Source organism: Weissella sp. DD23, from assembly GCF_001579105.1.
GTDB classification, from domain to species: domain Bacteria; phylum Bacillota; class Bacilli; order Lactobacillales; family Lactobacillaceae; genus Weissella; species Weissella cibaria.
In genome coordinates, this window is the sequence record NZ_KQ970390.1 from 389127 (window position 1) to 389970 (window position 844).

1 protein-coding gene and 1 pseudogene are annotated in these 844 nt (G+C 43.8%); both read right to left on the reverse strand.

All coding sequences use genetic code 11. The annotated features are described in order from the left end of the window. Positions 1-617 (reverse strand): annotated as a pseudogene (locus WEIDD23_RS14305) (histidine kinase); the annotation flags it as partial. Positions 618-626: 9 nt separating this feature from the next. Next, on the reverse strand, positions 627-844 hold a 218-nt coding region (locus tag WEIDD23_RS14310; RefSeq protein ID WP_242865381.1), incomplete at its 5' end, for a winged helix-turn-helix domain-containing protein.

Sequence of the window (844 nt, forward strand, 5' to 3'; positions counted from 1 at the left end):
GACACATCAAGCATGCGATTATCAAACTTAACCAATTCGCGAACTTGCGTCTCCATTTTTAAAGCTTGCTCCAACAACGAAATTAAGCGGTGATGCTTAATAACATCCGAGTAATCGCGTCCTAATGCGTCGCGGTCAACAGCAAGCATCTCCTGTGCTTGGGCATTCATTTGAATAATCGTGCGTTCTGGTGTAATACGCAAAGCGCCTAATGGCATATTTGTCATTAAGGCAGCTAACGTGCTACCTTGTTGTTGCAATAATTTGATGCGATCGCGATTTAAGCGTTGCACGTCATTAATCGCTTCCGCTAGCGGTGCTAACGAATCATCAGGTCGCATTAAGATATGCCCAGCTCGCGTATTATCAGTATGTAAATCACGCAGTTTATCAATAAATATAGCCATGTGGGCATCACGACGTTGTTGTTGTAAATCCAAAGCCAAAGTCGTGGCACCTGACAAAAACATCGAGAGTAATACCAGCACATGGAATTTTAACGAGACAACTTGGTCGCCTAACGCAGACGCCACAAACAAAATCAGCCAAATTAAAACTGCATATAAAAACCAAAAAGCAACAAACTTTTTGGCGTTTTGCATTAATTCTGTATGCATCCGAGCCTCCTAATCTACCGCTTGATCATCAAACCGGTACCCAAAGCCACGCACGGTTTTTAAATGAACTGGGTGTTTAGGATCGTCTTCCACCTTATCGCGGAGATGCGACAAGTGCATATCAACCATTCGTGTATCGGGGCCAGCATAATCGTACCCCCAAACACCGTGCAGAATTGTTTCACGGTCTAGAACACGTCCTTCACGATCTGCCATATAAGCCAATA